Annotated in this window: 27 protein-coding genes; 13 read left to right on the top strand and 14 right to left on the bottom strand. The window is 64.4% G+C overall.

Annotated elements, in window-relative coordinates; genetic code table 11:
• Positions 1 to 27 precede the first annotated feature (27 nt).
• The 4 genes from E3T41_RS13835 to E3T41_RS13820 form a co-directional block, all read right to left on the bottom strand.
• Positions 28 to 450, bottom strand: coding sequence for a YkvA family protein (locus tag E3T41_RS13835; RefSeq protein ID WP_092453071.1), 423 nt, complete (start codon positions 448 to 450; stop codon positions 28 to 30).
• 621 nt (positions 451 to 1,071) lie between these two features.
• A complete protein-coding gene (locus E3T41_RS13830) occupies positions 1,072 to 1,446 on the bottom strand; it encodes a rhodanese-like domain-containing protein (protein ID WP_092453074.1) in 375 nt (124 codons plus the stop codon).
• Entirely contained in the window at positions 1,443 to 1,976 is a 534-nt protein-coding gene (locus tag E3T41_RS13825; RefSeq protein WP_134479102.1) for a hypothetical protein, read from the bottom strand. The genes E3T41_RS13830 and E3T41_RS13825 overlap by 4 nt, the downstream gene beginning before the upstream one ends.
• Positions 1,966 to 2,526 (bottom strand): hypothetical protein, encoded by a 561-nt coding sequence (locus E3T41_RS13820; protein WP_241991183.1) that lies wholly within the window; start codon positions 2,524 to 2,526, stop codon positions 1,966 to 1,968. Before E3T41_RS13820 ends, E3T41_RS13825 begins: the two co-directional genes overlap by 11 nt.
• 131 nt (positions 2,527 to 2,657) lie before the next feature.
• Here E3T41_RS13820 and E3T41_RS13815 point away from each other — a divergent pair, with 131 nt between their 5' ends.
• Complete coding sequence (locus E3T41_RS13815) at positions 2,658 to 2,948, top strand: metal-sensitive transcriptional regulator (RefSeq protein ID WP_092453080.1); 291 nt, start codon at positions 2,658 to 2,660, stop codon at positions 2,946 to 2,948.
• 15 nt (positions 2,949 to 2,963) lie between these two features.
• Here E3T41_RS13815 and E3T41_RS13810 read toward each other — a convergent pair whose 3' ends face one another.
• The 3 genes from E3T41_RS13810 to E3T41_RS13800 all read right to left on the bottom strand — a co-directional run bounded on the left by E3T41_RS13810 (position 2,964) and on the right by E3T41_RS13800 (position 5,841).
• Positions 2,964 to 3,728 carry a sulfite exporter TauE/SafE family protein gene (locus tag E3T41_RS13810; RefSeq protein ID WP_134479100.1) on the bottom strand — a complete coding sequence of 255 codons (765 nt, stop codon included), beginning with the start codon at positions 3,726 to 3,728 and terminating at the stop codon, positions 2,964 to 2,966.
• Entirely contained in the window at positions 3,725 to 4,285 is a 561-nt protein-coding gene (locus E3T41_RS13805) for a rhodanese-like domain-containing protein (RefSeq protein WP_255455289.1), read from the bottom strand. The genes E3T41_RS13810 and E3T41_RS13805 overlap by 4 nt, the downstream gene beginning before the upstream one ends.
• A gap of 179 nt (positions 4,286 to 4,464) precedes the next feature.
• Positions 4,465 to 5,841 (bottom strand): MBL fold metallo-hydrolase, encoded by a 1,377-nt coding sequence (locus tag E3T41_RS13800; protein WP_134479098.1) that lies wholly within the window; start codon positions 5,839 to 5,841, stop codon positions 4,465 to 4,467.
• A 125-nt stretch (positions 5,842 to 5,966) separates the two neighbouring features.
• On the opposite strand from E3T41_RS13800, the gene trxA reads away from it, so the two are divergent.
• From trxA to E3T41_RS13780, 4 genes are all read left to right on the top strand, one after another.
• Positions 5,967 to 6,323: a thioredoxin gene (trxA, locus tag E3T41_RS13795; protein ID WP_134479096.1), complete on the top strand. Its 357-nt coding sequence runs from the start codon at positions 5,967 to 5,969 to the stop codon at positions 6,321 to 6,323.
• A gap of 533 nt (positions 6,324 to 6,856) precedes the next feature.
• Positions 6,857 to 7,789, top strand: a complete 933-nt coding sequence (locus tag E3T41_RS13790; RefSeq protein ID WP_134479094.1) for a hypothetical protein — start codon at positions 6,857 to 6,859, stop codon at positions 7,787 to 7,789.
• A 36-nt stretch (positions 7,790 to 7,825) separates the two neighbouring features.
• On the top strand, positions 7,826 to 8,101 hold the full coding sequence (locus tag E3T41_RS13785) for a transcriptional regulator (RefSeq protein ID WP_241991182.1): 276 nt from the start codon (positions 7,826 to 7,828) through the stop codon (positions 8,099 to 8,101).
• A 164-nt stretch (positions 8,102 to 8,265) separates the two neighbouring features.
• Positions 8,266 to 8,898, top strand: a complete 633-nt coding sequence (locus E3T41_RS13780) for an ArsR family transcriptional regulator (RefSeq protein WP_166791565.1) — start codon at positions 8,266 to 8,268, stop codon at positions 8,896 to 8,898.
• Between the two features lie 298 nt (positions 8,899 to 9,196).
• Here E3T41_RS13780 and E3T41_RS13775 read toward each other — a convergent pair whose 3' ends face one another.
• From E3T41_RS13775 to E3T41_RS13760, 4 genes are read right to left on the bottom strand one after another with little or no spacing between them, the layout of a single operon-like run.
• Complete coding sequence (locus E3T41_RS13775) at positions 9,197 to 9,589, bottom strand: RidA family protein (RefSeq protein ID WP_092450417.1); 393 nt, start codon at positions 9,587 to 9,589, stop codon at positions 9,197 to 9,199.
• A 12-nt stretch (positions 9,590 to 9,601) separates the two neighbouring features.
• Complete coding sequence (locus tag E3T41_RS13770) at positions 9,602 to 10,153, bottom strand: dihydrofolate reductase family protein (RefSeq protein WP_092450415.1); 552 nt, start codon at positions 10,151 to 10,153, stop codon at positions 9,602 to 9,604.
• A gap of 32 nt (positions 10,154 to 10,185) precedes the next feature.
• On the bottom strand, positions 10,186 to 11,112 hold the full coding sequence (locus E3T41_RS13765) for a Ppx/GppA phosphatase family protein (RefSeq protein ID WP_134479091.1): 927 nt from the start codon (positions 11,110 to 11,112) through the stop codon (positions 10,186 to 10,188).
• Positions 11,113 to 11,138: 26 nt separating this feature from the next.
• The gene (locus E3T41_RS13760) at positions 11,139 to 13,508 is read right to left on the bottom strand and encodes a hypothetical protein (protein WP_134479089.1); all 2,370 of its coding nucleotides are present in this window, start codon (positions 13,506 to 13,508) and stop codon (positions 11,139 to 11,141) included.
• Between the two features lie 175 nt (positions 13,509 to 13,683).
• Between E3T41_RS13760 and E3T41_RS13755 the strand changes: the two genes are divergently transcribed.
• Positions 13,684 to 15,144 (top strand): glycoside hydrolase family 1 protein, encoded by a 1,461-nt coding sequence (locus tag E3T41_RS13755; protein ID WP_092450409.1) that lies wholly within the window; start codon positions 13,684 to 13,686, stop codon positions 15,142 to 15,144.
• Between the two features lie 9 nt (positions 15,145 to 15,153).
• Here E3T41_RS13755 and E3T41_RS13750 read toward each other — a convergent pair whose 3' ends face one another.
• Both E3T41_RS13750 and E3T41_RS13745 read right to left on the bottom strand, forming a co-directional pair.
• Positions 15,154 to 15,888 carry an ABC transporter permease gene (locus tag E3T41_RS13750; RefSeq protein ID WP_092450407.1) on the bottom strand — a complete coding sequence of 245 codons (735 nt, stop codon included), beginning with the start codon at positions 15,886 to 15,888 and terminating at the stop codon, positions 15,154 to 15,156.
• On the bottom strand, positions 15,885 to 16,634 hold the full coding sequence (locus tag E3T41_RS13745) for an ABC transporter ATP-binding protein (RefSeq protein ID WP_134479087.1): 750 nt from the start codon (positions 16,632 to 16,634) through the stop codon (positions 15,885 to 15,887). Before E3T41_RS13745 ends, E3T41_RS13750 begins: the two co-directional genes overlap by 4 nt.
• Positions 16,635 to 16,741: 107 nt before the next feature.
• Here E3T41_RS13745 and E3T41_RS13740 point away from each other — a divergent pair, with 107 nt between their 5' ends.
• The 3 genes from E3T41_RS13740 (at position 16,742) to E3T41_RS13730 (ending at position 18,972) form a co-directional block, all read left to right on the top strand.
• A complete protein-coding gene (locus E3T41_RS13740; protein WP_134479085.1) occupies positions 16,742 to 17,326 on the top strand; it encodes a heme-binding protein in 585 nt (194 codons plus the stop codon).
• Positions 17,327 to 17,507: 181 nt separating this feature from the next.
• Positions 17,508 to 18,074, top strand: a complete 567-nt coding sequence (locus E3T41_RS13735) for a LemA family protein (protein WP_092450401.1) — start codon at positions 17,508 to 17,510, stop codon at positions 18,072 to 18,074.
• Between the two features lie 13 nt (positions 18,075 to 18,087).
• Complete coding sequence (locus E3T41_RS13730; protein ID WP_134472778.1) at positions 18,088 to 18,972, top strand: M48 family metalloprotease; 885 nt, start codon at positions 18,088 to 18,090, stop codon at positions 18,970 to 18,972.
• 42 nt (positions 18,973 to 19,014) lie between these two features.
• Here the strand turns inward: E3T41_RS13730 and E3T41_RS13725 are convergent, their stop codons facing one another.
• Positions 19,015 to 20,205, bottom strand: coding sequence for a winged helix-turn-helix domain-containing protein (locus tag E3T41_RS13725; protein ID WP_134479083.1), 1,191 nt, complete (start codon positions 20,203 to 20,205; stop codon positions 19,015 to 19,017).
• Positions 20,206 to 20,397: 192 nt separating this feature from the next.
• Between E3T41_RS13725 and E3T41_RS13720 the strand changes: the two genes are divergently transcribed.
• The 4 genes from E3T41_RS13720 to E3T41_RS13705 are packed head-to-tail and all read left to right on the top strand — an operon-like array spanning position 20,398 to position 24,299.
• A complete protein-coding gene (locus E3T41_RS13720) occupies positions 20,398 to 21,507 on the top strand; it encodes an ABC transporter substrate-binding protein (protein ID WP_134479130.1) in 1,110 nt (369 codons plus the stop codon).
• Positions 21,404 to 22,357, top strand: a complete 954-nt coding sequence (locus E3T41_RS13715) for an ABC transporter permease (RefSeq protein ID WP_370257716.1) — start codon at positions 21,404 to 21,406, stop codon at positions 22,355 to 22,357. Before E3T41_RS13720 ends, E3T41_RS13715 begins: the two co-directional genes overlap by 104 nt.
• The gene (locus E3T41_RS13710) at positions 22,354 to 23,199 is read left to right on the top strand and encodes an ABC transporter permease (protein WP_092450392.1); all 846 of its coding nucleotides are present in this window, start codon (positions 22,354 to 22,356) and stop codon (positions 23,197 to 23,199) included. The genes E3T41_RS13715 and E3T41_RS13710 overlap by 4 nt, the downstream gene beginning before the upstream one ends.
• Complete coding sequence (locus E3T41_RS13705; protein WP_166787606.1) at positions 23,196 to 24,299, top strand: ABC transporter ATP-binding protein; 1,104 nt, start codon at positions 23,196 to 23,198, stop codon at positions 24,297 to 24,299. Before E3T41_RS13710 ends, E3T41_RS13705 begins: the two co-directional genes overlap by 4 nt.
• Positions 24,300 to 24,319 lie beyond the last annotated feature (20 nt).

Below are 24,319 nucleotides of genomic sequence, written 5' to 3'. Positions count from 1 at the left end.
TTTCGGATCGTTCAGTGAACGCGAGCATTACGGCGAGGGTTGCAAGCCAGCGAGTCGTAGCACGGCTGAGAGCCCTTCGGGTGTTCCTGGCCAATGTCGCTTTACCGCATCGCTGCCTGCCCGACGAGTCGCGAATCGTAGAGCGATCGCGACAACGACGGCGTCGTCGGCGTAACCGAGAACGGGTATGAAATCCGGAATGAGATCGATCGGCGACAGCAAGTAGAGCAAAAGCACCGCGATCCAGATTCGAACGCCGATCACCACGGTTCGATCGGCGGCGAGGCGTTTGAGTAGCCGGGCGACGTCGGGCGCGAGGCGCAGGAGATCACGAAGTGAAGCACCGCCAGGATGCCGGCGTTGCTCGATCCAGAGAACCAGAACAAGGGCCAGCCACAGCACCAGCAATCCGCCGAGCACGCTCAGAGCGACGTCCCACCAGGTCGTCATTAGCTGCCCCCGTTCGAACGAAAGATGCTGAGGGCCTCACGAGCCGCGTAATAGACGATATTGAGGTTCTACCCCAGCGTGATCCCTTCGAGACCCTTTTCCCGCCCAAGGAGCATCGCCGCGTGATCGATGGAGGTCATGTACTGATTCTCGCAGTCCGCGATCGGCTGCTGACAAGAGAGCCGCGGTTACATCGCTGCGAGGCATCAGGGCCGTCAGAAAAACGACCGCAAGCGGAACCTTGAGCGACACGGGTTTGGGCCCAGTCGCAGAGTCATGGCTGGCCTCGCTCCTCGTTTCACAGGGGAACCCCGTGAGTGGCGGCAGGGAACCGTAGGCGGGCGTCGTATTCGCAAGTTTCGAGATCGACACGATCTTTTGGTAGTGAAGAACTTCGCGACGCCCGCGGGTGGTTAGGAGTTCGGGCGGGTGGCGCAGGTGCACTGCTGACTCGTTGGGACGTCGGCCATAACCTCATCGACGTGCATGCCGCATCCGGTCCAAGTGATTTTTCCGCAATTGTCGCATCGCATGGGACTGCACATAGTGACTCCTTAGTTGGTCGAGCTGAAGTCTCCAGTATACCCCGTGGGGTATCAAGCAAGTGCGGGCATAGGGAACTTATTTGTCGACGACGATGCCCAGTCCGGTGGCGGCAGACGCGTCCGTGATGCCACCAGCATCGGTCAGCGTGGTCAATCCGAGGTTGGCCATGCGGGTGACTGCTGCAGCCGATCGGTTTCCGGTGGCGCAGTAGATGATGTAGTCCCCGTCGATTGGCAGCGCCGCGATCAGCGTGTCGAAGTCCGGGGATTGCACGTCAATATTGATGGCGTCCTGAAGGTGTCCACCGACATACTCTGGTGCGGTGCGCACATCGATGATGACCGTACTGGAGGTGACAGCGATGGAGGGCGCCGGCGCGGGGCTCGCGCAGGCGGCCATGCTGAGCAGTGCCGCCACGGCGATTGTGATGCCGGTGAGTGCTTTCTTCATGGCTGGGTATCCTGACCGGTGCGTGCAGTGGCTGGCAGTGTGATCGGCCTGGGACCGACTTTCCGGGAGCGCGGGAACAAGGGCGTGCAGGTAGTGCAGACCTCACCCTCAGTGGACTTTGACGATTCGCGGCGGGTGGCGGCTCGGCGTTCGCTGACCAATCGTTCGCGCAGGGCCCAGATTAACAGGGCGAGGGCAGCGGCGGCCAGGGCCGGGCGCGCAGCACCGCTCACTATCGGGTCGAGGGAGCGCGCTTCGGTGGTCAGATACAGCGCGATCAGACCCAGAGCTGGCCACCGTGTGTCGCAGAGAGTTGCGTCGGCGCCAATGGGGGTGCCGATATAACTGGCAACGATCAAGCCGATCAAGCTCGCTCCGAGTGTGGTGGCCGCGACCGTCCACCACAGGGCACCGTCTGCGTCGTCCGCCCGGGGCGCGTAGCCCGTTACAAAAGCAATGAACGCGGCTGCGGCAACGGGGGCCGCGATTATCCAGCGTCGAGTCGACCAAGTTTGTAGGTCAGAGAACACGATCAAGGATCTCTGTCACGGCAGCGGTCCGAGCGGGAAGACCGCAAGAATTTTCTCGAGTCATGCGCGCATAGAGAGCCCAGCCGAGCAAGACGATGGACGCGGCGGCCAGATACGGCTGGACCGGCTCGAAGAATTGCATCGCCCCGGTTGTGCCGAGAGCGAGGAGAACCAATTTGTTGCAGACGGGGCATCCCACCGCGAAGAACGTTGCCAGCCAACCGGCCATGCCCAATCGTCCGGCCGCCCTACTGGGCGGGGCACCTTCCGGGTGCGCCACATAGGTGGCGGTGACCATGCCCGTCAAGACCGCGCTGAGGATGAGCACCGGCCACGACCAGGCGGTCGGCGGGATCTGTCGCGAAAAGAATGGCGTGTCAATCAAGTCCGTTGGGATGGCAATGAAGACCACCGTAAATAGTGCTGTTGCCAGGGCAACCCACCAGCGGCGCGAGGGCCAGCGACGCAGGTCCCCGCCGAGCCCGGCCAGCTTGCCGCGCCAAGGGGCACGCCGTGATGATTCGTCCCTGCTGGTGCGTTGGTCACGCATTCGAATAGCCCTCATTTACTTTTCATCGTGAAACGCTTGCTGCCATATTTGAATATACTGATACCCTAAGGGGTATCCTGGTCTTAGACAAAACCAGCCTCGCATCCGCCTACGAACAGGAGCACACCCTCATGGGGATCACCGAACCCGCGACCCACGCCAGCGACGACCTGCGCAAGACCCTCAATCGACTCAAGCGCGCGCAGGGGCAACTCGGCGCCGTCATCACAGCCGTTGAGTCCGGCGCTGATTGTCGTGCCGTGGTCACCCAGCTGGCTGCTGTCTCGAGTGCCATTGACCGGGCGGGGTTCACGATCATCTCGTCGGCGATGAAGGAGTGTCTCATCGATAGCGGCGCGGATGGGGAAACCAAGCAGCTCAGTGTCAATGAGCTTGAAAAACTTTTCCTGTCCCTCGCCTGATCCCATTCGCGAGAGCTAGCCAGCGACGGCGCGAATCGCGACGTACACGGCGATGCAGAGCACAAGGATCGCGAAGCTTGTTTTGAGAACGCGGTCGGGGAGTCTTCGGCTGAGTCTGCCCGCGATGAGGGATGCAAGCATGGCGGTGCCCGCGAAGGCGCTGGTGACGGCCCAGTCGATCTGCACGTCGCTCAGGTGGGCGCTGAAGCCGGCGACCGAATTGATGACGATGATCACGAGGGACGTGCCGATCGTGACGCCCATGGGGAGTCCGAGCACGAGGGCCAGTGCCGGAACAATGAGGAACCCGCCGCCGACGCCGAGCAGCCCAGTCAGGAACCCGACCACGGTGCCCGTTGCCAGCGCACGGGGCAGACAACTGCGCCACCGGGTTCCGCCGCCGGGCAGCGCGCAGGGGCCGGTTGCGGCGGGGGTGGCAAAGAACATTCGCACGCCGGCGATGACCATGATCGCGCTAAAAGCGACGAGCAGAATCTGAGGGTCAATCAGTCGGTTTGCGAGGGTGCCGAGGTAGGCGGTGGGAATGCCGGCGGCGCCGATGATGCCAGCCAGACGCCAGTTCACGCCGGTGCGCAGTCGCGGAAGCACGGCGACCGCCGACGCGGCTCCCACGACAATCAGCGAGGTTGGTATCGCCTCCTCGAGGGGTAACCCGACACCGTAGACCAAGGCCGGAACGGCCAGGATTGACCCGCCTCCGCCGACCAGGCCGAGCAGCGCACCCACGATCATTCCCAGAAGCAGCGCGGCCAGGATCATGCGTGCGGCGCCAGCTGAGCGAGGATGTCACTCTTCGTGGGTTCGGAAACCGGGCGGTTCCAGGGCATCCAGGACAGAATTCGCCCCAGCGTGCAACTGTTGGTGGCGGCCGATACCGTGAGGCCGGCACCGATGACGCCGGCGAGAAGACGGAACTGCGGATGGATGAACCTTCCCGCCAGCACGCTCGCCATCACTAGGGATCCGGCCGTCATGCGTACCTGTCGATCCATGGCCCAAGTGGAGCGACCGCTGGTAATATCGCCGCCGGCGGCGGCATAGCTCGCCACACCACCGGTCAACACGCGAGCACCACTCAGGCCAGCTGCGTCAAGATTCTTTCGCGCTTCTTCCGCGCGTCGACCCGACTGGCACACCAGCACAACCCGGGGGGCCAGCTGCGCCGCAAACTCTTCAGCGTGTTCTTTGAGCAGGTGGAGCGGCACGTGATACGAACCCCGGATATGCCGGGTTTCAAACTCCGAGCCATCCCTCACATCGATGATCATCAGGTCTTCATGATGGAGAACCCACTGATGGAATTCGTCTGCCCCAATTGGTGACGGGGAGGGGTTGACGGTGTGCGTGGTGTCAGAGATAGTAAATCCGTTTCAGTTTGGTGCGGGAGCGGAACAATGCCTGGCAGCCCGGAGGCCTGCCACTGAGGCAGGCCGCTGGCGATCGTGTCTGCCGTGAAGCCAACGTTGGTTAGGTGTTCAGCCGCGGGTCATCTCCATCAGGCTTTCACTGAATATTGGGCAGCCCATGCGGTATAGCCGCCGATGAGGTCGGTGACGTCCGAATGGCCAAGGCCCCGCAGCGCACTCGCGGCGACGCTCGAACGCCAGCCACTGGCACAGTGGATGATCACGGGTCCGGCGGGCACTTCGGCGTGGCGCTGGCTCAGCTCGGCCAGAGGAATGCGCAGGGAGCCCGGGATCGCGCCCTGCTCGACCTCGCCGGGATTGCGTACGTCGAGGATCGTTGCGGCGGTGTCCCGGCGAAGAGCCTCGAAGTCGTAAAGCTCGACCCGCGCACCGACCTGCACCAGCGGGCCGAGGTCGGTGAACGCCTGCGCCGGGTTTGTCAGATATCCGGCAACGCAGTCGAAGCCGATGCGGGCCAGCCGCATTCCGGCCTCGGCTTCGCGGCCGGAATCGGCGATGATCACGATGCTGTCGTCGTGTTCGATGACCATTCCGGCCGTCTCGGAGAAGCGTCCGTCCAGCCCCACGTTAATGGACCCGGCCAAGTGCCCGAGGGCGAAGTCTTCGGGGCTGCGGGTGTCGAGAACGCGGGTCCCGCGCTCAACGGATGCGCGAACATCCGTCAGATTCAGCGGTGCCAGTTCGCTGGTGGAACCTATGATGTCGTGCGCGCTACGGTTGATCATCGCGTCGACGGCGAAATAGCCGGGGATTGCGGGCTGACCGCTGCGGATCATCGTCACGAAGTCGTCTTCACTCATCGGCTGCACAGACGCGTTCGTCAGGCGCTGGTTGCCCATGGTGGATTCGAGCTCGTCGGAGAGGTTCTTACCGCAGGCGGAACCAGCGCCGTGGGCGGGGAGAACACGCACCGTATCGGGCAAGGCGAGAAGCGTCGTGTGGATCGACGCGTACAGGGCGCTGGCCAGTTGGTCGGGATCGGCGCCGACGGATGCGGCCAGGTCGGGACGGCCCACGTCACCGATGAAGAGGGTATCGCCGGTGAGGACGGCATGGGGCACGGCATCGCTGGCGTGTTCACGAACGACGATGCTGATGGACTCCCAGGTGTGCCCGGGGGTGTCGAGAATTTCTAGTTCCACCTCGCCGAGCGAGATCTTCTCGCCATTGACGAGGTGACGGATCTCATACTCGGTCTCGGCGCGGGTGCCGTAGCCGATCCAGGCGCCAGTGGCTGCGGCCAGCTCGAGGTGACCGGCGACGAAGTCGGCGTGGAAGTGCGTGTTGATCACGCCGATGATGGTCAGGTTATTCGCCTGCGCATCGGCGAGGTATTCGTCGATGTCGCGGCGGGGGTCCACGACGACGGCTTGACCGCTCGTCGGATCACCGACGAGGTACGAGCCATGAGACAGGCAGTTGAGGTAGTACTGGGTCAAAATCATCGTGGCCTCCAAAGGTCGGGGCTCACCACGCCGACACGAATTGGGGCGTGTAGTGGGTATGTGCCCCAGTCTCACACATACCCCGCACGGTATGCAAGATACCCCTAAGGGTATCGTCTGCGTGTATGTCTATTACGGATCTCACCGAGACCACCTTTGACGCGACCATTGCCCAGAGTCCCATCGTGTTGGTTGATTTTTGGGCCGAGTGGTGCGGCCCGTGTCGCAGTTTCGCCCCAACATTCAGCGCGGCGTCTGAAAAACACCCCGCAATCACCTTTGGAAAAGTCGACACCGAAGCGGAACAGGGACTGGCCGCAGCCGCGGGCATCCGTTCCATCCCCACGCTGATGGCGTTTCGGGACTCCGTACTCGTCTTTTCCCAAGCAGGCGCCCTGAACGCGGCCAGCCTGGAAGAGCTCATTACCGGCGTCGAGAACCTCAACATGGACGACGTGCGCGCCAGTATCGCCACCCGCTAAACCTCGCGCCCCCGCGAAACCGCTTCGCAGCAGGCTCACAGGCGGCCCGTCCTGTCACCACCCGGCCAGAATACCCCCTGGTGTATTATTTTATGATTAGTTCACCGAATTGAATGGAGATCCTTATGTGTCGTGCCGTAACGTGCAAAGTGTGCCAAAAGACAACGTGGGCGGGCTGCGGTCAGCACATTGATCAGGTCATGCGCGGTGTGCCACGCAACCAACAATGCGCCGGGCACGTGAAAGAAAAATCGACTGGCTCCTTCTGGTCCCGGCTGCTCGGACGCTAACGGCGGTACCCACTCCTGCTCTCGACGCTCGACAGCGCTGGCCAGACCGCCAACCGGACCACCGGCGCGGCTACGGCTGACACGGCCGGGGGCGAGGACGTCCTCGTTCGGCGGTCGGCTATGTGCGCAGCCCTCATGTCAGAAAGAGCGCCGCAGCGCGCTGCTTTACACAGAATCAGCGACACCGCCCCATCACTTGCAAGATGGAAACTATATGTTATATTGACAGTAATGGATTGGGCCTTGACCAGTTGGGGATACAAGATGAGCGATCAATCTGAAGACACTCGCGATGGGATGACAGTTTCCGGAGCCACGGCTCATGCTCGATCATTGCTGAAAGCCGGGGATCACGTTGGTGTCCGGGTTGGGGAGGCCATCGACGCGCGCACTCGAGCCGTTGCTGAAGCATGGATGGCTATGGCAACCCTCACTTGCGCCCTGACGTTGATCTTGAGTAGTGCGAGCGTGGCGGCCGAAGGTTGGGCCGTGAGTCCCGGCATCGAAATACCCAGGCTCAACATTATTCATTTGCTCCTGGTTCCTTTTTTTGTAGCGTCCATGCTCGAGATAGGACTACGCGATCAGCTGCCCGCGGAGCATACTCGAGAGACTCGCCGTCACGGACGGCGGGTCTCGACTGCGTCTGCGCTCGCGCTGGTAGTGCTTCTCTTGCTTTCCTTATTTCCCGGTGAGATCTCGTTGCCAATTCTGGTCGGGATCGTTGCACTTGCCGTTTTGCCGCTTAGTACCTTGGCGCTCCGGTCTGCTCTGCGGGCCCGGGAAGCCGGTGTTCGCCGCTCGGCCGCCACATTGCTGGCGCCGTTGAGCGTGACCGCCCGTGTGGTGACACTTGTGCTCGGGACCTGGCTAGGAGTGCTCGGCGCAGCAGCAGGGTTGTCCTCGTCCATTGCTTGGTCCATAGCCAGCGCGGCGCTGATTCTTGCGATTATGTCCACGCGAGATAGTCGTTGGGGTTTATCTCGTCTCGCCCAAAAGTGGGGCCGCGTCCAGTGGATCGCCTTTGGTTGTACTTTTCTCCTGATGAATGCCCTCGCCGCCGTGCTTGCCCGCACGGACTGGGATCTCACCATCGTTGGCTTCGTTGGTGGTATCTGCGTTGCAGCTCCGTTGGTAGTTGCGTCGTTCAGGCCCGCCTTAATCCGGGAAGCTTGAATGGCCGGCCACCCTCGGCACGATCTAGACGATGCCTTGCTCACACCGCTGCGCTTCTCGGTGATGGCCGCTCTGCGGTCAGATGTTGAAATTGACTTCTCTTCCCTTCGCGATCTACTGGAAACCGACGACTCAGCCTTGAGTAAAGCGATCAGCACGCTAAAGACGGCGGGCTATCTGGTGGTGCGCAAGGGATACGTGGGCAACCGGCCGCGTACCTGGCTGACTGCGACACCGGCTGGGTCCGCGGCCATGAAAATCCACATCGCCGCCCTGCAGGCCATCGCGGCGGGGATGGCGCCGACGGCATAGATCAATGCCGTACTCCAGACGCCGCACGACGCTCCTGGATATGCCGTGGCGAATCGGATCAGGATTCCCGCATGGGGTTCCACTTACGAAACACCCAAGACTCTGTTGCGGCACAAACTCCAGCATGCGTTGTTGTGCCGAGTGCCCATGCCAACGCTCCCGGCTTGTTTATCCACATAGCCGATAGTATTATCGCGTATGTGAACATACAGGCGCCAGCGCTGAGCCCGCTCTTCCGGTCAGATGCGCAGGGAGAAATTCTCGCACGGCTGTTTCTGAATGCGGATCGGTCATTTACGATTGCGGAACTTGCGCGCGCCGCTAAGTCGCCGTATGCGAGCGCTCACCGGGAAGTCTCTCGCATCGTCCAGATGGGACTTGCCAGCACGGAGAAGCGCGGTCAGTCTGTCGAGGTGCGAGTGCGCGCTGATACGCCGGCCTTTCGGCCCCTCGCGGAGCTGCTTGCCCTGACGTACGGGCCGGCTGTGGTGATACCTCAGAATTTGTCAGGGATATCCGGAATCGATCAGGCATTCATTTATGGTTCCTGGGCCGCCCGCCGTGCGGGGGAGCCGGGGGACGCTCCGGCAGATATCGATGTACTCCTTGTCGGCAACCCGCCCCGTGGTGCGGTCAATGAAGCGGCACGCCTCGCGGGCACCAGCCTGGGGCGCGAGGTGAACGTGCGAATAGTCAGCATGGCCGCGTGGGAGGCCGCCAGCACGGACCCGTTCCTGCGCACCCTGACCGAGCGTCCGATCGTGAGCCTTGAACTTCGGGAGGACATTGGGAATTGACGCCGCCGTGGACGCGTCACACCGTCATCTATTTCCTGTCAGGAATGTCCCGATGACCGTCAGAGATGTCCTGATGCACCCAAGCAAACGCACCGAAAAATGCCCTCGGACTTGCCCACATTTTGCGCACACATTGCCCACAAAGGTAGGAAAATGACGTGGTTGTACCACTACCCAAGTGACCAAAAAACGTTGATTTTATGCGGAAGTGGCCTGCTCGCGGGTGGCCATTGGCCTCCCAAATGGTCTCAAGTCCAAATGGGGGGCACCACACCAAAACAACGTGACAGTCCGTGCGTCAGCCGGCAGGGACCGCAGCAACGGCCTCGATCTCCGCGAAAGCGCCCACCCGTGCCGGGGTGACCGCGAGCACCGTGACCGCGGTACGGCGGTTGCCCCACGCCGCAGCGGTGGCGGCATAGGCCTCCCCGGGGTCGATTCCGGTCGCGAGATAGATCGTCTGCTTGACCACATACTCCGGCCCGCTTCCGGCCTCAGCGAGCACGGCTAGCACGTTGCGGAGCGCCTGTTCGGTTTGCGCGCCGAGCCCGTCGGCCAGGGCGCCGGTGCCGTCTGTTCCGTTCTGCCCGCCGACGTACAGGGTGCGCCCGGCCGGGGCGATCATGCCCTGCGCGAAGGCAGGGCTCTGAAAAAGCTCGGGCCGGTCGATCGGTGTCGGCAATGAAGTCATGCTGGTGTCCCTTCAGTCGGTGCGCAGGCCGTAGGTGAGAAGGGCGTTTCCCCTGCTCGTCAATAAAGATGTCTGCAGCGTCAGCCGGGTGACCGGGTCGGTCGGCTCGAACAGGTGACGCCCTACGCCTGCGATCACAGGGTGCGTCATAACGGTCAGTGAGTCGAGCAGACCGGCAAAGAGCAGCTGCCGCACGAGCGAAATACCGCCGACCACCGAGATTTCACCGCCCTCGGTGTTCTTCAGGTTGGTCACAAACTCGTTCAGATCACCCGGAATGAGCGTGGAATTCTGCCAGGCCAGGTCACCATTGAGAGTACGCGACGCGACAAACTTCTCTACGGGATTGATGAACGCCCCGAACGGGTCGTCGTGTTCGGCGTTCGGCCAGTAACCGGCCCACTGTTCGTAGCCCACCCGGCCGAGCAATACGGTGTCGACCCGGGTGATCATGGCCGTCATTTCAACGCCCAGCTCCTCGTCGAAGCTGTCGAATTGCCACAGGTTCGGCGACTCCACGACGCCATCCAGGGACATGAACAAGCCGGCGGTCAGTTTTCGCATGCGAATCGCTCCAGGGTCGGTGAGCGAAAATGCTACCTCAGTCGGTCGAGATAGCGCAGGATGACACCCTCGCGCAGCGCCCACGGTGACACTTCAAGTTCCGCCGCCCCGAACGCGGCCATTGCCGCGCCGAGCACGATGCCGCCGGCCACGATCTGAAAGGTGCGGTCGGCGGTGATACCGGGCAGCGCCGGGCGGGCTTCGGCAGGAATACGCGCGAGACGCGGCACCCAGTCATCGAGCTCCGCGCGACCCAACCGCAAGCGATCGGCGGCGCCGACGCCGTCCGAGGTGGTTCCGGCCAGTCGGGCCAGTGATCGAATCGCCTTCGACGACCCGACGATGTGGTGCGGTGCCGGCAGCCGCGCAAAGGCACCGACCGCATCGCGCAAAACGGATGCCGCATGCCTGCGCAGCGCAGACACCTCCTCCGGCAGGGGAGGATCGTGGTGCAGAAAACCGATCGTGCTGCGCCCGGCGCCGAGCGGCAGCGACAGCGCTACCTCGGGAAACTCAGCCCCGCCGGCCGCGATCTCGAGCGATCCACCGCCGATGTCGAACAGCAGAATGTTGCCGGCCGACCAGCCATACCAGCGCCGCACGGCCAGGAAGGTCAGCCGGGCTTCGTCCTCGCCCGACAGCACCTGCAGGGCGACACCGGTTTCCCGTTCGACCCGGTCGAGCAGTTCCGGACCGTTGGTCGCGTCGCGCAGGGCCGAGGTGGCGAACGGCAACAACTCGTCGATGCTGTGCTGCTGGGCAACATCCGCTGCATGCTGCACCGCAGAGAGCACCGCCGCGACACCCTCGTCGTTGATGGCACCCTCTGGCGTGATGTACCGCATGAGGCGCAGAACGCTCTTGTCGGAGGCCATCGGCACCGGCGGGGCGCCTTCGTGCGCGTCGACAACTAACAGGTGGACGGTATTCGAACCGACATCGAGGACTCCAAGGCGCACATTTGTACGATACTGCCTCCGCCGGGTCAGCGTTGCGCGGGAGCGACGAAGCGCTGCCAGACCCAGCCGCTCGCGCACAGGGCCGCGAAGCTCGCGGCGACGATCCACAACACCGTGCCAGAGCCGCTGCTCTGCAGCTGATCGATCGCCGGGGCCAGCGCGGCGAACAAAATTCCATAGGCGACCACGGTCAGGCCGGTCCAGATCGGCGGTGACCAGGCGAGAATGCTGCGCCCACTGGTGTGACCGATCGGCACCAGGATGAGCACGGCCGAGCCGACTGAAGCGAGCACGATCGTGTTGACCGTCTCCGCCACGAGCGAGGTCGTGAAATCATTGGCGGCGGGCAGAAGTGCTCCGAGTGACCAGGCGAGCACGGCAAACAGGGAGAGGGCGCCGACCCGCACTGCCGCAAGCTGGCCGCGCTGCGCCGGCGTCGGTTGCGCGCTACCAGCATCCGCTTTGGCTAACAGGCTCACGCTGCCGAGCAGGCCGAACAGCAGGGCCGGGTGCACGTCGAAGACGCGCGAGGCGGTCGCCGCGGCCGCGATCAGCAACAGGTAGCGCGGCAGAAACCTGACCGCCCCGCGCAGCTCCAGCACGCGGGAACTCCACCACAGCGGCACCAGAATGGCGACCCCGTTGACCAAGACCAGCCCGATAGTCACCGCGACCAGGAGGCGCAGGTAGGCCGGCTGATCCACCACCGGTCCGGACAGCATGACGAAGGTTGCGGCGGCGACGAGCGCGGCGCCACCGCGCAGCCACCGATTGAGTCGCACGGTCGGTGCCACCTCGTACTCTTCGCGCACCCGATTGCGACCCGCCAGGGTTGGCCCTGACCAGAGCGGACGGCCGCCGCGCATACGGGAGATGGTGCCCGCGAGCATCCGCAGCGGCAGAGCGATCAGCACCAGGGAGCCCAGGGCGAGCAGCCCGGCCTGCAACCAGGGGAATGGCGAACTGGTGCCGCTTGGCCCGATCGGCAGTGCGAAGCGGGTCGGGTCATCCCACCGGCCGGTGAAAGTGGATGCCCCCGCCGAGTCGTCCGCCGACTCCTCCGCAGCGGCTTCCGGTGCTGGTTCCTGCGTTTGGGGCGCCGCGGAAGGCGTCGGCTCCGCTGTGTCACCCGGTATGCCAACCGCACCGTCGGGCGACGGCGAAGCCGATGCGCTCGGAGCCGGCGTGACCGCTGGCGTCTCCGAGGCGGACTGGGTCGGCGTCGGTGTCGGTGTGGCGGTGCTCGGAGCGGCATAGCGGACCGTCACGGGGGTGCTGCCCGGTCCGACATTGCCGGCGGAATCCTGCTGCACGGCGATGACGGAGTACGAACCCGCAGCCACGCCCCCGGCGAAGCAGGTCCACGCCCCGGCGGTTACCTCGGCGGTGCAGACCGAGTAGGCGCCGGCGAACACGGTGACGGTTGCGCCGGTCTCGCCGGTGCCGGTGTATTCGGTTCCCGCGACGGGCACCTGGGCGCCCTCGCGAGGAGTCGTGACAACGGGAGCAGCGGGGGCTTGCAAGTCGAACACAATCCTGATCGGGTCGCTCGAATTGGACGACGACGGGCTGCTGAAGGTCGAACGCTGGCTCGCTGTCACCTCCAGACTTCCGCTCGCAAGCGTGCCCGCAAACAGGCACGCCCAGGCACCCGAGTTGTCGACGTCGCTGGAGCACGAGTCGCCGTTCTCCAGGGATGCCGTCACGGTGGCTTGGGGATGCCCGGTTCCGCGCACCCAGCCGTCGGACTCGGAGCCGGTGCGACCGCCCAGCACGGTCGGTGCGCCCAGAACGGCAACCGTGATTTCGTCGCTCAGTGTGGAATCGCCGGCTACAACGACGCGCACTTTGATCGTCGGACCGTTCTGCAGGTAGAGGTTGCTGCAGCTCCAGGAGGTCGATGTATCTTCATCCAGCGACACACCTTCTGGGGGGAAGATGCATTGGGCGTCCTCGCCGCGCGGCGATAACAGCTGAATCCTTTGGCCAGCGGCTTTCGACCCCGACACGGTGGTGCGGTTACTGCCGATGAACTGTCCGTTTCCAGGGCTCTCGATCAGCGGCCTCGTCGCCACTGTGGGATCGGTCGTGGTATTCGGGATGGGTTCTTCAGTGGCCGGTGCGGTCGATTCCGGTGTCGATTCCGGTGTCGATTGCGCCGTGGATTGCGCTGTGGATTGCAGGTTCACGTCCTGGCTCGGCTCCGGCGTTGCTTCCACGGGGTCGTCCTGAATCGTCGAGGTCACTACGGCTTCCTCTGCCTGTGCCGTCGCCAGCATGGGCCCGGCGAGGACGATCGCACACCCGAGCAGAAGGGCGACGACGGCCGCTAAGCTGCGGGAGCGTCGCGGACGCGCCGTTGCGCCCGATGCTTCGACCCGAGTCGATTCGGACATGACTCACCCCCTGCCCCAATTTGATGGGCAGAGGGCGGTAAAGTCAACCTCCCGCGCCCGCAGAATGTAACAAACCGAGGGAATTCTTCTCGCTGTCGCCGCCCGCCGGTAAACATGACACCCTTTATACGAAGCGGATGCCCAGCATGAGACCGCCGAAGAGAGCCGCACCCTGATGAATCCCACGCCCCGCACCCCCGCCTCCACACGCGCCGTCGCTGCCCGGGACTGGGAACACCGCGCCGGCGAGCTCGGCGATGGCCTGCCGACCGGGTTCGAGGTGGCCGTCGCCACGTCCGCCTTTCAGATCGAAGGAGCCGCTCGCGACGGCGGCCGTGGCGACAGCGTCTGGGATTCCTTCAGTCAAAGATCCGGACGCATCCGCGATGGCTCGAACGCCTCCGTTTCGGCTGACCACATCAAGAATTACGAAGCGGATGCCGCCATTCTGCGCGACCTCGGCGTCGATGCCTACCGCTTCTCGCTGGGCTGGACCAGGTTGCAGCCCGAGGGCCGCGGCCCCCTCAACCGCAACGGACTCGCGTTCTACGATCGGTTGCTGGATGCGTTGCTGGCCGACGGCATCCGTTCTACCGCCACTCTCTCGCACTGGGATCTGCCGGCTGCCCTGCGGGGCGGCTGGCTGAACCGCGACACCGCCGGCCGTTTCGCCGACTACGCCCATGCCGTGGGGGAGGCGTTCGGTGACCGCATCGACGCCTGGGTCACCCTCAATGAGCCAGCCACGGTCACCACCAGGGGCTACGCGCTCGGCACCCACGCACCCGGTCGCACCCTGCTTTTCGACGCGCTACCCACCGCGCACCATCAGCTGCTCGCGCACGGTCTTGCCGTGCAGGGCCTGCGCGCCGCCGACGTGCGCGGACGCATCGGTCTGGTCAACTCCCACACCCCGGTGCAATCAGCGACCGACCGCGATCAGGACCGCTCCTATGCGGTCCTCTACGACCTGCTGCAGAACCGCCTGTTCGCCGACCCGGTGCTGCTCGGCCACTATCCAGACCCGCTCGAACCATTCGCGGTCGAACTACGCACCCTGCTCGAAGCAGACCCCGCCGACCTGCGCACGATCCAGCAGCCGCTCGACTTCTACGGGCTGAGCTACACGGGGCCGGCCCGAATCGCCGCCGGTGCGACGGTGCTGAAGACCCCCGACGGCCAGCCGATCCCCGTCACCTCATGGCCATTCCACCTCGAGCCGTTCCGCGAACACCCCACGACCTCCACCGGCGACGTTAACGCTCCCGGGTACCTCGCCGTGGCGCTCTCCGAACTGGCCGAACGCTACCCCGACCTGCCCCCCGTCTACCTCTCACTAGCCGGCGGCGCCTTCTGGGACCAGGCGGATGCCCGCCACCAGGTGCACGATCCCGCCCGCATCGACTATCTGGCCGAACACCTCGTGGCCGCCCTCGACGCCACCGCGACCGGAGCCCCGGCCGCTGCCGTCGACCTCGCCGGTGTGGCGTTCTGGTCGCTGCTCGACGGATTCGAGTGGGATGACGGCTACACCCAGCCGACCGGTCTGGTACACGTCGACTTCGCCGACGACCGCCGCACGCGCACGCCCAAGTCGAGCTACCGTTGGCTGCAACATGCGCTGACCAATCGCTGAGGCGGCCAACTACGGCGTGCGCCGCCGCAGCGTCACCGACCCGAGCACGACGGCGCCCACAACCCACGCTCCGATGATGAGCACTTCCCCGCCGACATAGGCGGCGTCCTGCGAATCGGCCGCGACCGCCTGCAGCGCATCGATCGCGTGCGACAGCGGCAACCAGTCGCTGATCATTCGCAGCACATCGGGGAGCTGCTCGCGCGGCAGAAAAATGCCGCCGAGCAGAATCTGCGGAAACACCAGCGCCGGCATGAACTGCACGACCTGAAACTCCGTTCGGGCGAACGCGCTCGCCAGCAGGCCGAGGGACGTGCCGAGCACCGCATCGGCCACCGCGACCGCGAGCAACAACCAGATCGATCCGCTGATCTCGAGCCCGCACACCCACACCGCAAACCCGACCGCGACGGCCGATTGGGCCACGGCGAGCAGCCCGAACGCGAGCGTATAGCCGAGAATCAGGTCGCCCTTGCCGAGCGGCATCGACAGTAGCCGCTCGAGCGTGCCGGTGCGGCGTTCGCGCAGGGTTGTGATGCTGGTCACGAGAAACATCACGATGAACGGAAACAGGGCGATCATGCCCGGTCCGATCGTGGCGAACACGGGAGTGTCCGAGAAAATCCAGGCCAGCAGCCCGATCAGCAGGCTCGGCACCACGAGTAGCAGCACGATCGTGCGCGGGTCATGTCGCACCTGGCTGAGCACCCGGCCGGCCGTCGCGAGGGTGCGTTGCGGCGTCATGAGACGCTCCCAGTGGCTTCGCCGAGCGGATGCTGCGCGATCAGCGCCAGAAACGCCCCCTCGGTATCGCTGGTTCCGGTCGCGGCGAGCAGCCCCGCCGGAGTGTCATCGGCCAGAATCTCGCCGTCCCGCATGAGCAGCAACCGGTCGCACCGGTTGGCCTCGTCCATCACGTGGCTGGAGACCAGCAGACTCGTTCCGACGGCGGCGAGTTGATGGAACAGTGTCCACAGCTCGACCCGCAGCACGGGGTCGAGTCCGACGATCGGTTCGTCGAGCACGAGCAGATCGGGAGAGCCGAGCAGCGCTCCGGCCAGCGAGACCCGGCTGCGCTGTCCGCCGGAGAGCGATCCGACGAGCTGGCTGGCCTGTGCCGTGAGATCGGTCAGGGCCAACACCCGGTCGACGTCCCGGCGCGGGGCACCGAGCACGGCGCGAAAATAGTGCAGATTCTGCCGCACGGTGAGGTCGTCGTAGACGCTCGCATCCTGTGTCACATAGCCCACGCGGTGCCGAAGCGGGGCGGCGCCAGCTGGCAGGCCGAGCACCGTGACTGTGCCGGACTGCACCACCTGCACGCCGACGATCGCTCTCAGGAGCGTGGTTTTGCCGCATCCGCTCGGGCCGAGCAGCCCCACCACGACTCCGCGGGGAACAGTGACGGTAAGCCCACGCAGCACCGGATGCTTTCCCCGTCGCACGTGTAAATCGGTCACGTCTACCGCGGGGGCGGATGTGTTCACCATGTCCGAACTCTCCGCCGCTGCACATTTCCTGTCAAGCCCACAATGGGCGATTCCGCGGTGCTTCACGTTGAAAGCGGGTACCCAGCCACCTGCAGTAATTTCGGGGCGTGACCAAGCAGCAGCCCTACCACGTTTTGCACTCCTACGACGATTTCGAACTTCGCCGATACCCAGCCCATCTCTTGGCCGAAGTCACCACGGATGGCCCTTTCGAAGACGCCGGCAACCGTGCTTTCGGATACCTGTTTGCCTACATCAGCGGGGCAAACCAGTCCCGCCGGAAGGTGGCCATGACCGCGCCAGTGGTGCAGACCGGTGCGGTAGAAAAGATCGCGATGACCGCGCCCGTGCTGCAACAGCCTGTGACGCACCCGTCAAATCGAGTGGGCAGTGCGCAGTTCCAGGTTGCTTTCGTGCTGCCCGAGGAGCTGACGGCGCAAACGGCGCCGCAACCCACCGACCCCAAAGTGCAACTGAGAACGGTACCGTCCGCACTGGTCGCTGCACTGCGGTTCGGTGGCCGCTGGCGTGAGACTCGTTACGAACAGCATGTCGAGGAGTTGCGCGCGGCGCTCGCCGCCGCCGGGCTCACCGCCCTGGGGTCACCGAGATTCGCCCGATTCGACCCGCCGTTCAAACCGTGGTTTCTGCGTCGCAACGAGGTGTTGGTCGACGTCGAAGAGCCCGGCTGACCGCGCTCTCCCTGCCGCCTTGGGAAATCCCCGCACGCCTTGAGGTTGCTTGGAGTGTGATGGGAAGCGGGTGGGAGCCTCCGGGGTCGCGGTTAGTATTGGCAGGTACGCACGGGGGTCGTTGTCGCTAGTTCATGTCTCCGTGCCACCCTAGAAAGCCAATTTGCAAGGAGACGCTGCCATGGAATGGCTCATCCCGGTTCTGATCGTTGTCGCACTCGTCGCCATCGCTGGTATCTACCTGTGGTCGACCTACAACTCGCTCGTGACGCTCAATGTGCGCGTCGACGAAGCGTGGAGCGACATCACGGTGATGCTTAAGCGTCGTGCTGACCTGCTGCCCAACCTGATCGAAACGGTCAAGGGCTACGCAGCACACGAGAAGAACGTGTTTGAAAACGTGACCAAGGCTCGGGCCGAGACGCTGTCTGCCCAAGGCCCGGCCGACGCATCCGCTGCTGAGAATCACATGCAGACCGCGCTGAAGAGCATCTTTGCCGTCGCCGAGGCGTACCCGCAGCTGCAGGCCAGCCAGAACTACCTGCAGTTGCAGGGCGAACTCGTCGACACCGAAGACAAGATCCAGGCCGCGCGTCGTTTCTACAACGGTGGCGTGCGCGAAATGAACACCAAGATCAAGGTGTTCCCGAACCACTTGTTCGCCGTTAACCTCGGATTCACCGAGCGCGAGTTCTTTGAGGTGGCCGATTCCGCAGCGATTGCGGAGCCGCCCCGCGTGCAGTTCTAACGGGACTTAGCAGATGTACAGCGCGATAGCTAAGAACAAACGCAACACCGTTTTCATTATGATCCTGTTTTTCGTGATCATTGCGGGGCTCGGCTGGCTGGCCAACGCCGTCTATGGTGCCGGCGGCTACGGCATCCTCATCGCCACCGTCGTCATCACGGCGCTCTACGTGATCATTCAGTACTACGCCGCCGGTCGCCAGGCCATCTCGATGAGCGGCGGCATCAGGGTCAACAGCAAGGCCGACCACCCGCGCCTCTGGCGCATCGTGGAGAACCTGTCGATCACGACCGGCACACCGATGCCCGAGGTCTACATCATCAATGATCCGGCGCCGAACGCTTTCGCCACCGGTCGCGACCCCCAGCACGCGATCGTCGCCGCCACCACCGGCCTGCTCGACATCATGGACGACTCCGAACTTGAAGGCGTCATGGCCCACGAGATCGGCCACGTGCGCAATTACGACATTCGCGTGTCGATGGTCGTGTTCGGCCTCGTTGTCGCGATCGGCTTCATTTCCGACATGTTCCTGCGCATGGCGTTCTTCGGTCGCAGCAACAACAGCAACGGCAACCCCGTCGTCATGGTCTTCGGGCTCGTGGCCATGATCGTGGCCCCGCTCATCGCGACCGTCGTGCAGCTCGCCATCTCTCGCCAGCGCGAATATTTAGCGGATGCCACCAGCGCGTTGACGACGCGCCACCCGGATGCGCTCGCCTCTGCCCTGGCCAAACTGGGCGAATACGGTCGCCCCATGCAGAAGCAGAACAGCTCGATGGCCCACCTCTGGATCTCGGACCCGCTAAAGAAGGGCGCCATGGGCAAGCTGTTCGCGACGCACCCGCCGATCGCCGACCGCATAGAGCGCCTGACCGCCATGGGCAGCAAGTTCTGATTTAGTTTTCCCGCACATCGGGGCGTAACCCGGCGGCGAGATCTACCGCAGTTCGGCGGCCAGACCCCCAGCCAGGTTTCCCCGCGGCGCGACGACGACCTCCTCAAGTCCCTGCCAGAGCGCGGCTTCCCGCAGTACCTGCGCGAGCCGACCCGCGGTATCCGTCGGCGCCGCCGGCTCAGCCCAGGCCGACTGCACCCGGAGCACGCCGGCCTGCCGGTCGTTCTTCAGATCGACCCGGCCGACGATCATGTCGCCCAGCAGAATCGGCAGTGAGTAGTAGCCGAACACGCGCTTTGATTGCGGCGTGTAGATCTCGATGCGGTAGTGAAAATTGAACAGCCGCAGGGCGCGGGCACGCTCCCAGACCACCGGGTCGAACGGCGACAAGACCGCCTGCGCGTCCATGGCCCGCGGCAGCCGGGCGTCGCGGTGCAGCCAGGCGCGCGCGCCCCAGCCCGCAACCTCCACCGGGAGTAACTCGCCGGCCTCCTCCAACTCAAGGATGGCTGAGAGTGCCGGCGCCGACTTCAGCCGAAAGTAGTCGGCGAAGTCCTTCACGGTGCCGATCCCGTGCGCGCGCGCCGAGCGGCGCACCAACTCGCGGTGGGCATCCGCTTCAGAAATTTCAGTGCCGAGCAGCTCGGGGGAGAAGACCTGCTCTGGCAGGGCATAGACCCGCTCAAAACGGATGCGCCCGGCACTGACCACATCACCCCAGCGGAACAGAATTTCCAGCCCGGTCTTCACCTCGGACCACCCCCACCAGGGCCCGCTCCGCTTGTTGGCGTCGTGTTCGATTGCGCTGGCCCGCATCGGGCCGTTGGCGGCGAGCTCGGCCAGGAGCCAATCGAGCATCGGCCGGTTGGCGTTCGACCAGTCGTCGGGCGTGCGCGCTGAACGGTCGCGATAGTTCTGCATGCGCCAGTGGAACAGCGGCCAGACATCGACCGGTAGAAAGGAGGCCTCGTTTGCCCAATACTCGGTGAAGCGGGCCTCGCGACCCGTGGTCAACCGATCAAGCTGGGCCTTGTCATAGGCGCCGAGTCGGCTGAAGGCCGGCAGGTAGTGGCTGCGCTCGAACACGTTGACCGAGTCGATCTGCAGCAGCTCGAGTCGATTCACCAGACCCGTGAGCTGACGGATGCCGACGGCCGCTCCAGGTCGCGCGCCGAAGCCCTGCGCGGCGAGCGCAATCCGCCGCGCCAGTGCGGGGGAAACTGTCGTGACCATTCGTCTCACTCTAGCTGCACCCCCGTTCACCTGGTGTTTACCCGGAAAACATGTGGCAGCCATGTAGCCTTCGTATTGTCGGGCGACCGGCACACCCTGCCCCATATCCTGTTCACCCGTAGCGTTTGCACAGTAATCCAACGCTCCGGACCCGGTCATAATGGAGGAAAATTGTCACTCAAACGCACTCTGATGGTGTCCCTGGCCGCCGCAGCGGCCCTCACCCTCACGCTCACCGGCTGTTCACCGGCCGCCGAGGCTCCGGCCTCGGGCGTCGACGCAGCGACCGCCACCAGCTTGAGCGCCTTCGGCGATCTGGCAGGCCTCGAAGAAGCCGCCATCGCGGAAGGTCAGCTGAACGTCATCGCGCTGCCGCGTGACTGGGCGAACTATGGCGCCGTTCTCGACCTGTTTGCCGAGAAATACCCGGACATCACGATCAACGAAGCGTCCCCGGATGGGTCCAGCGCCGAAGAGATCCAGGCCGCCGACAACCTCAAGGGCCAGGACACGGCACCGGATGTCTTCGACCTCGGCCTGGCTGTGGCCCTGTCCAGTACCGACCGCTTTGCGCCGTACCAGGTTGCCAACTGGGCCGACATTCCCGACGCGCTCAAGGAAGCCTCCGGCCTCTACGTCGGCGACTACGGCGGATACCTGTCGGTGGGCTACGACCCCGACGCTGTTCCGGAGCCCAAGGAATTGACCGACCTGCTCGGCGCCGACTACAAGGGAAAGGTGGCCATCAATGGTGACCCGACCCAGGCTGGTGCAGCGTTTGCCGCTGTCGGCCTCGCCACCGTGCAGAGTGGCGGAACGGTCGCTGACTTTCAGCCCGGCATTGACTTTTTCTCCGATCTCAATGCGACCGGTAACTTTCTGAAGGTCAACCCGACGACGGCGACCGTCGCCTCCGGTGAGACCCCGGTGGTCTTCGACTGGGACTACCTCAACGTTGGCTACGGTGCCCAGCTGGAGGGCCAGCGCAACTGGAAGGTCGTCGTCTTCGACGGCACCGGTTACGCCGGCTACTACAACCAGGCGATCAACAAGGATGCTCCCAATCCCGCCGCAGCGCGGCTCTGGCAGGAATTCCTGTACAGCGATGAAGCACAGAACCTGTGGCTTGCGGGCGGCGCCCGCCCGGCGCGCGCCGAGGCCATGGCCGAGGCCGGCACCATCGATAGCGAGCTGTTCGATGCGCTGCCGAAGGCGCCGAGCGACACCGTCGTTCCGACCGAAGACCAGAGCACCGCAGCGGCAACGCTGCTCGGCGAGAAGTGGGCTGCCGCTGTCCAGTAACATCCGTGGTCGGGCAGCAGCCTTCGGGCTGCTGCCCTTCGCGGTGTATGTGTTGTTGTTCCTGGCTGTGCCGACCCTGATTGCCATCGGCACGGGCTTTTTCGACAATACCGGCGCCTTCACCCTGGCCACGGTCGCGGCCCTCGGCGATCCCGTCGTGCTCACCACCTTCTTCAACTCCTTCTGGCTGTCGGCGCTGACCGCCGTCGTCGGTGCCGTTGTCGGTGCTGTGGTTTGCTACGCCCTGCTCGGCGCTCGCCCCGACGGCCCGCTGCGTACCACCATCGACTCGCTCAGCGGGGTGCTGGCGCAGTTCGGTGGCGTCATGCTCGCCTTCGCCTTCGTCGCGACCATTGGCATTCAGGGCATGGTCACCCTGTATCTGCGCGACACCTTCGGCCTGGATATTTTTGAGAACGGCGTCTGGCTGTATTCGACGACCGGCCTTATCCTGCCCTACATCTACTTTCAGGTTCCGCTTATGATCATCACCTTTATGCCCGCCCTGCAAGCCTTGAAACCGCAGTGGGCCGAGGCGAACGCCACTCTCGGCGGAAGCACAGCCAGCTACTGGTTCCGTATCGCCTTTCCGGTGCTCGCGCCGTCCTTCATCGGCAGCCTGCTGCTGCTGTTCGCCAACGCGTTCTCCTCTTACGCCACCGCGGCGGCGCTGGTGAGTCAGGGCTCGCAGATTGTGCCCCTGCAAATTCGCGCCGCACTCACCAGTGAGACGCTGCTCGGTCGGGAAAACCTGGCCGGCGCGCTGGCCCTCGGCATGATCGTGGTGATGGCCGTCGTCATGGTCGGCTATTCAGCGCTGCAGTCACGGGCCGCGCGGTGGCAGCAATGACCGGACTGACCACCAACGGTGTGGCTCACGCGCCCTCCCGCACGGTTCGCACCATCATTCTCGGCGTGGTCGGGGTCATCTTCGCCGTGCCGATCGTGGCCATGATCGAATTCACCCTGCGTGCCGGGCTGGTCGGCGGCTACAACGTCGACCGCTGGGTCGCCCTGTTTCAGAGCGGATTCACCGGGGTGTACCGACCGGTGCTGGTAGCGCTCGGCAACTCGGTGGCTTTGGCCATTGGCACCGTTCTGATCGTGCTGCTGCTGCTCATACCCACCATGCTGCTCGTGCACATCCGTTTTCCCCGGCTGCGCCGAGTATTGGAATTCATCTGTATTCTGCCCATCACCATTCCGGCCATTGTGCTTGTGGTCGGGCTCGCGCCGGTCTACGCCATTGTGGCTCGAATGCTGGGCAGCGGCGTGTGGACCCTGGCCTTCGCCTACGGCATTACGGTGTTGCCCTTCGCTTATCGGGCCATTCAATCCAACCTCGACGGCGTCGACGTGAAAACGCTCACCGAAGCTGCGCGCACTCTCGGGGCCGGCTGGGGCAGTGTGCTCCTGCGGGTGCTCGTACCCAACCTGCGCCGGGGCATCCTGGCCGGTGCCTTCATCGCCGTGGCCGTCGTGCTCGGCGAATTCACCATCGCATCCTTGCTGAACCGGGTCAACCTGCAAACCGCTCTCGTCGTCGTGAGCAAGGTCGACCCGTACACGGCCGTGATTCTCTCGCTGCTGGCCCTCGCCTTCGCTTTCCTGCTGCTCCTCGTTATAGGACGACTCGGTGCCCCGCGCACCCGAACATCGCGCCGCCGTACCACAGTGAAAGGTCCAGCATGAATTCACAGCAGCTGACAGCCCAGCAGCCAACCGCACCGACCCGACCGGGAACCGTCGTTGAATTCACCGGCGTCGTCAAAGAATTCTCCGGAATGCGCGCCCTGGACGGCTTCAACCTCACCCTGCACGCGGGCGAATGTGTCGCGTTGCTCGGCCCGAGTGGCAGCGGCAAGACCACGGCGTTGCGCGTGCTGGCAGGGCTGGAATCCACCGATGCCGGCAGTATCACCATTGACGGCATCGACGTATCAGCACTCTCCACCAGCAAACGCGACATGGGTATGGTGTTTCAGTCGTACTCGCTGTTTCCGCACCTCAGTGCCGGCGAAAACGTCGAATTCGGGCTGCGGATGCGAAAGATCAAGCCGGCCGAGCGGCGCCGCAGGGCGGCAGCGTCCCTGGCCATGGTCGGCCTCGACGACCACTTCGATCGCTTTGCACACCAGCTCTCCGGCGGCCAGCAGCAGCGGGTCGCGCTCGCGCGCGCACTCGTGACCGAACCGCGTGTGCTGCTGCTCGACGAACCGCTCTCGGCGCTCGACGCCAAGGTGCGCGTGCAGCTGCGCGACGAGATTCGACGCATTCAAACCGAACTTGGCATCACGACCCTGTTCGTCACCCACGATCAGGATGAGGCCCTCGCGGTCGCCGACCGCGTCGCCGTGATGCGCGCCGGCAATATCGAGCAGGTCGGCACGCCCGAAGAACTCTATTCCCGTCCGGCCACCCCGTTCATCGCCGACTTCGTCGGGCTCAGCAACCGCATCGACGGTCTCGTGCGCTCGGCTCGAGCCGAGGTCTATGGAACGAGCCTGCCCCTGATCGACCCGGCGACGCCCGACGGACCCGTGACGGTCTCGATCCGCCCGGAAGACATCGAGTTCGCAGCCGAGGGCCTCGCGGCGACCGTGGTCACCTCCAGCTTTCTTGGGTCGCTCCGCCGCACGACCCTGCGCCTGGCCGACGGCACCATTCTGTTTCTTCAGCACGGCGTGCGCGTGCACCCGAAAGCGGGCGAGAACGTGTTTGTCAACTTCACCGGGGCACCGGTCTCGACCGAGCGGGTGGAGACCGCCAGTGTGGCGCAGCAACAGTCCTGACGGCAGTCCTAGACTGTTTG

It is taken from the genome of Cryobacterium sp. Hh38 (assembly GCF_004403235.1).
Taxonomy (GTDB): Bacteria; Actinomycetota; Actinomycetes; order Actinomycetales; family Microbacteriaceae; genus Cryobacterium; species Cryobacterium levicorallinum.
The sequence above is the reverse complement of the archived record's forward strand: the minus strand, read 5'-3'. Positions and strand labels throughout refer to the sequence as shown.

What these genes read in the sequence shown, in the direction of transcription:
- E3T41_RS13835 (WP_092453071.1), bottom strand. Translation starts at nt 450, where the DNA reads ATGACGACCTGGTGGGACGTCGCTCTGAGCGTGCTCGGCGGATTGCTG.
- E3T41_RS13830 (WP_092453074.1), bottom strand. Translation starts at nt 1,446, where the DNA reads ATGAAGAAAGCACTCACCGGCATCACAATCGCCGTGGCGGCACTGCTC.
- E3T41_RS13820 (WP_241991183.1), bottom strand. Translation starts at nt 2,526, where the DNA reads ATGCGTGACCAACGCACCAGCAGGGACGAATCATCACGGCGTGCCCCT.
- E3T41_RS13815 (WP_092453080.1), top strand. Translation starts at nt 2,658, where the DNA reads ATGGGGATCACCGAACCCGCGACCCACGCCAGCGACGACCTGCGCAAG.
- E3T41_RS13810 (WP_134479100.1), bottom strand. Translation starts at nt 3,728, where the DNA reads ATGATCCTGGCCGCGCTGCTTCTGGGAATGATCGTGGGTGCGCTGCTC.
- E3T41_RS13800 (WP_134479098.1), bottom strand. Translation starts at nt 5,841, where the DNA reads ATGATTTTGACCCAGTACTACCTCAACTGCCTGTCTCATGGCTCGTAC.
- trxA (WP_134479096.1), top strand. Translation starts at nt 5,967, where the DNA reads ATGTCTATTACGGATCTCACCGAGACCACCTTTGACGCGACCATTGCC.
- E3T41_RS13775 (WP_092450417.1), bottom strand. Translation starts at nt 9,589, where the DNA reads ATGACTTCATTGCCGACACCGATCGACCGGCCCGAGCTTTTTCAGAGC.
- E3T41_RS13770 (WP_092450415.1), bottom strand. Translation starts at nt 10,153, where the DNA reads ATGCGAAAACTGACCGCCGGCTTGTTCATGTCCCTGGATGGCGTCGTG.
- E3T41_RS13760 (WP_134479089.1), bottom strand. Translation starts at nt 13,508, where the DNA reads ATGTCCGAATCGACTCGGGTCGAAGCATCGGGCGCAACGGCGCGTCCG.
- E3T41_RS13755 (WP_092450409.1), top strand. Translation starts at nt 13,684, where the DNA reads ATGAATCCCACGCCCCGCACCCCCGCCTCCACACGCGCCGTCGCTGCC.
- E3T41_RS13750 (WP_092450407.1), bottom strand. Translation starts at nt 15,888, where the DNA reads ATGACGCCGCAACGCACCCTCGCGACGGCCGGCCGGGTGCTCAGCCAG.
- E3T41_RS13745 (WP_134479087.1), bottom strand. Translation starts at nt 16,634, where the DNA reads ATGGTGAACACATCCGCCCCCGCGGTAGACGTGACCGATTTACACGTG.
- E3T41_RS13735 (WP_092450401.1), top strand. Translation starts at nt 17,508, where the DNA reads ATGGAATGGCTCATCCCGGTTCTGATCGTTGTCGCACTCGTCGCCATC.
- E3T41_RS13730 (WP_134472778.1), top strand. Translation starts at nt 18,088, where the DNA reads ATGTACAGCGCGATAGCTAAGAACAAACGCAACACCGTTTTCATTATG.
- E3T41_RS13725 (WP_134479083.1), bottom strand. Translation starts at nt 20,205, where the DNA reads ATGGTCACGACAGTTTCCCCCGCACTGGCGCGGCGGATTGCGCTCGCC.
- E3T41_RS13720 (WP_134479130.1), top strand. Translation starts at nt 20,398, where the DNA reads ATGGTGTCCCTGGCCGCCGCAGCGGCCCTCACCCTCACGCTCACCGGC.
- E3T41_RS13715 (WP_370257716.1), top strand. Translation starts at nt 21,404, where the DNA reads ATGCGCTGCCGAAGGCGCCGAGCGACACCGTCGTTCCGACCGAAGACC.
- E3T41_RS13710 (WP_092450392.1), top strand. Translation starts at nt 22,354, where the DNA reads ATGACCGGACTGACCACCAACGGTGTGGCTCACGCGCCCTCCCGCACG.
- E3T41_RS13705 (WP_166787606.1), top strand. Translation starts at nt 23,196, where the DNA reads ATGAATTCACAGCAGCTGACAGCCCAGCAGCCAACCGCACCGACCCGA.